This window comes from Treponema sp. UBA753, assembly GCF_002297325.1.
Taxonomy (GTDB): domain Bacteria; phylum Spirochaetota; class Spirochaetia; order Treponematales; family Treponemataceae; genus Treponema_D.
Window position 1 is genome coordinate 8,264 of the sequence record NZ_DBKJ01000106.1, and the last position, 4,478, is coordinate 12,741.

The following is a 4,478-nucleotide window of genomic DNA, read 5'->3' on the forward strand; positions in this document are numbered from 1 at the left end:
GCGAATATGTCAATACATTTACAGTGAAAAACACAACAGACAAAACTTTGGATGTTACATTTTCTATGAGTCCAACAACACTGAAAGTCAGCCTGCTTTTAAAAGATTTTATTCAACAGATTGAGCTGGTTGGCAACTATGAAGAAAATGTGATTAAAACTTATGATGTTGAAGCTGGAAATTTTTATAAGTGTACGGTTAGCGGTAGTTCTGCTATAACAGGTGATAATATTATCCGTTCAGTATTAAGGACAGAGGCAAAAGATTCAGTTTCTTATGAATACCATCGTGATTCTTCCATATCTTTTGAACAATATCTTTATGCTTATGAAACTGGAAAAGCTTCTTTAGTATTAAAAAGTAAAAATGAAGGAAAAGTTCTTATAGAATCAATTGAATTTGAAGACATTGGCACATCGCTTGAATCTGACAACTATTTGCTTGCTTATAACAATGAAACTGCATTCCTTTCATTTGAGAAAACTGAAACAACCAATATAAAAGAATGTACATATTTTTTAGGAGCTAATAGCACTTTTGATGGAATAATTCCTCATCAAGATTATCATTTTATACTGCGTTCCAATTCAATTGAGTCATATCCAAATGAACAGTTGACTTTAACAGAAGATGATGGCAATTTAGTCATAAAAAATATTACTGATACAGATTTGAACTTAACATTCTCTTTAAATACAGAAACATTAAAAATTACATTGACAACAGAAAAAGTTTCTGCACCAGAATTTGAAGGAAACTGGTATTCCTATGAAATTGACACAACAAAGTTTACTGCTGAAACAATCTCTTTAATATTCAATTTTAATGCTGCTCCGCAGACTAATAACATAGAAAATGTTCAAAAGTCAGGTGTTGTTTATTATGAGTGGGATTATTCTTCCAGAAATTATTATATTTCAAAGAAAGAAAACAAACCTTCCGCAAAAACCGAACTTGGAAAATTAAAAGTTTTCGTTTACACAAATGCAGACTCTTGCAATCTACATTATTGGGGAAATGCTGATGATTCTGACTATAATACAGACTGGCCAGGCGTTACCATGACACCTGTTTCAACATCTGCCGGAGAATAACCTCCCTTACCCACAAAAACCGCCGTATCTGAAACTCCATTCATTCTGGCGGTCTTTGTGGGATTTTTTTATGGAAAAATTAAAAAACTATGATAGAATTTTGATAACTTTTGTCTTATGAAAAAACTTCTTTTCCTATTTCTACTCTTCTCCACTTTCCCAATTTTTTCTCGCCCAGCCCTTTCTGAATCGCAAAAAATAAAAAATATCTTCTATATAGCTGATGTAAAATCTGAGTTGCAAATCCAAGAGGTTTCCGAGGAGCTAGACAAAAACGACATCAACAAAATTATAAAAAACGGAACGCAAATTAAAGACGAATTCAGATTTTCACCGGGATTTGTGAATGGAACGCTTTGGATTTTGCTGCAAAAAGATTCTGATTTTGCTGGTGCTCCAAACACACAGGATTTTCAGATTTTAGATTTGGGACCGGAGCTTGTTGACCGTGCAGAACTTTTTGTTCTTAGTGGCGAAAAATGGAAAAAAACGGATTCTACCGGGCGGCAGGTTAAAAATTCGGAAAAAAACATAAAATCGTGGCGAAGTTTTGTGCAGATTCCAACGGAAAACGCCGGCGACGAATTTTTTGTGCTGAAAATAAAGAGTTCCGATTCAATTTTCCTGAATTTCAGGTTTTTTGCGCTCCCGCAATTTTTTGAGCAGACCGAAAAATTTTCTTTTGTTCATATAATTTTTGTTTCGCTGATGTTTCTTGCGTTTTTCGTTCTACTTCTTTTTTTCATCAGTTCAAAAGAAAAACTTTTTCTGTATCTAAGCCTTATGAGTTTGTGCTTCTGCTTTTACCAAGTCACAATGAAAGGTCTTGGTTGCACTTACATTTGGAATAATTTTTGCTCCTCGCTGTTTTTTTCTAGGTTCAGTTATGTTGTGTGCTGCATTGGGCTGCTTTTTTCGCAAATTTTGTTTCTTCAGAATCTTTCGTTCAACAAAAACGGCAATTTTTACAAGGCGATTCTAATAATTCTTTGCGCGGCGTGTGCAGTTTCCGTTGTTCTTTACGGTTTTGTCCAAAATATAAAAATTTCCTACATCACAACGATTTGTTTTTTGATTTTTGGCTGTTTTTTCTGCTCGGCAATTATGATTTTGTCCGCGCTTAGGAAAAAATCAATTCCAATTCTGCTGATTTGCTCCTGGATTCCGCTTTTCTGCTACATAATTTTCAGGCAGTCGCTGCATCTGCTTCGCCTAAAATACAACGTGAATTCCCTTCTGGCGATTTTTGACAACGACTATTATTTTGGCTACGACATCTGCTTTATCTTCCATATTTTTGTCTACAGTCTGAGCGTTTTTGTTAAAATCCGGCAGAAGGAACTTGAATTCAATATGTACCGCGAATCTTCTTACTTTTTAAAAGCTTCTGCACATGAACTTCTTGCACCAATCACTTTGATTCAAAATTCTGTAGACGCGCTGGAAAGCCAAAAAGTTCGGGGGGGGGAGCTGGACTGATGAAAATTCAAAAGAGATTTTTTCCTGCCTGAAATCCGTAAAAGGAAACATTTCGCGGCTAAAAAACATTGCTTTGATGGTAAATTCGCTTGAAGAACAGGAGCAGGACGTTAAAAAAATTTCAAGACTGTGTAAGCCGGTCTGCGTTATGCAGATTTTTCAGCAGATTATGGACAATTTTGTTCCGTATTCAGAATTTAAGGGAATTGAGATAAATTATTTTTCTTCTTGTGGTGAAAAACTTTGCGTTTCGGTTTTTCCTCTCTTTCTGGAAACGGTTTTTACAAATCTGATTGACAACGCGCTAAAATATTCTGTAGAAAACGGTGCAATCAACATAAATATTGAATACGATGAACTGAAAAACGAGCTGGTTTATCAAGTTTCTAATTTTTCTGAAAATATTTTGGGACAAAACCTGGAATCGCTTTTTAATTTTGGCGAAAGAGGCAAAAACATTGCGGAAAATATCCGCGGCTTGGGAATCGGGCTTCATCTTGTGCGGCGAATATGCAAACTTTACAGCGGAAGTTGCCGGGCTTTTTGCATTCCGCTGGAAAATAGAATAGAAAATCCGGAGAAAACCCAAAAAACAACTGATAAAAAAAATGAAACTGCCGCAAATCTTTGCAAAGTCGTTTTTGAATCAAGATTAAAACTGAATCCTTGTGATTTTGAAAATGGAAATCTCCAGGAAGTTTATGTGGCAAAAGATTACAACAAAATTCTTTTTGACAAAAAACTTTTCAATGATGGAAATTTTGATTCCCAGTTGAAAAATTTAATGTCAAAAAAACTGGTTCTTGTTGTTGAGGACAATATTTCCCTGCTTAAGAATATTTCCGAGCTTTTAAAACCATATTGCTCAGTGATTACGGCAACAAACGGAAAAGACGCGCTTGGTAAAATTACTCAAAATGTGCCGGATTTGATAATTTCTGACATGGTAATGCCCGTTATGGGAGGAAAAGCGTTCTTTGATTTTTGCCACAACGATGAAAACCTGAAAAATATCCCTTTTCTGTTTTTAACCGGTGTTCAGGATATTGTGCTTAAGAATTCTTTTATAAAACAAGGCGTTATCGACTACATTTTTAAGCCGTTTTCGCAGGAAGAACTGCTGATGAAAATTTATTCGATTCTTTATTTGTGCGTGAATGTGAGGAAAGATTTTGCAAAAACCATAACCGATTTTGTGAATGAACAGACGGAAAGCGGAATGCACAGAAACTTTGCCGGAAAAACAGCACATCCGCAAACGGAACAATTGCCGGCGGCACAAAAACAAGAATTCTGGAAGCCACAAAATCCAAAAGAAGAAAAATCCCGCTCCGCACAAAAAATGCGCCAGGAATACTACAAAATGTTCAACCTTTCAAAGCGCGAAATCGAAATCGCCAACCTTCTGTACGAAAACTACAGCAACAAACAAATCGCCGAGCAGCTGTTCATTGCCGTAAGCACCGTCGCAACGCACATCCAGCACATCTACGAAAAATGCAACGTCCGCAACCGCAACGAATGGATTCGCCTGATGAGCGGAGGAGAAATAAGTTTATGCAATCAACCACTGCAAAGTACGTTCTAAAAAGAATAAAGTTTGCAGTGGTTATGATGAATAAAAAAATATCTTTCCGAAGCGCACAAAGGCAGAAAAATTAATCTTTCCGCACAAACAAAAAAGCGAAGATTTTACGCTCCGCTTTTGTTTTATAGCATTTTATTTTTCCGGGTCAGAAATCGTGATATGCAAATGCCGCAATCCGCTTCGCGTCTTGCTTACCGAGTTTTCCCTGCGGAAAACTCGCGCATATTACTTCTCAATTTCTGTGCACTTTAAATGCAAGTCGTCCAATTGGCTTTGGTCAACTGCGCTTGGACATTCATCCATCGGGCTAGCCGCCA

3 protein-coding genes are annotated in these 4,478 nt (G+C 36.5%); all 3 read left to right on the plus strand.

From position 1 onward, the window contains the following. The first annotated feature begins 23 nt into the window (after nt 1–23). Nucleotides 24–1,094, plus strand: a complete 1,071-nt coding sequence (locus B4C08_RS08790; protein ID WP_296664560.1) for a hypothetical protein — start codon at nt 24–26, stop codon at nt 1,092–1,094. 117 nt (nt 1,095–1,211) lie between these two features. After that, nucleotides 1,212–2,573, plus strand: a complete 1,362-nt coding sequence (locus tag B4C08_RS08795; RefSeq protein ID WP_296664561.1) for a 7TM diverse intracellular signaling domain-containing protein — start codon at nt 1,212–1,214, stop codon at nt 2,571–2,573. Between the two features lie 76 nt (nt 2,574–2,649). Further along, nucleotides 2,650–4,161: a response regulator gene (locus B4C08_RS08800; protein ID WP_296664563.1), complete on the plus strand. Its 1,512-nt coding sequence runs from the start codon at nt 2,650–2,652 to the stop codon at nt 4,159–4,161. The last annotated feature ends 317 nt before the right edge of the window (nt 4,162–4,478 follow it).

Bases quoted from the DNA above. Each gene is read 5' to 3' on its own strand.
- B4C08_RS08795 (WP_296664561.1), top strand. From the start codon at position 1,212: ATGAAAAAACTTCTTTTCCTATTTCTACTCTTCTCCACTTTCCCAATT.
- B4C08_RS08800 (WP_296664563.1), top strand. From the start codon at position 2,650: ATGGTAAATTCGCTTGAAGAACAGGAGCAGGACGTTAAAAAAATTTCA.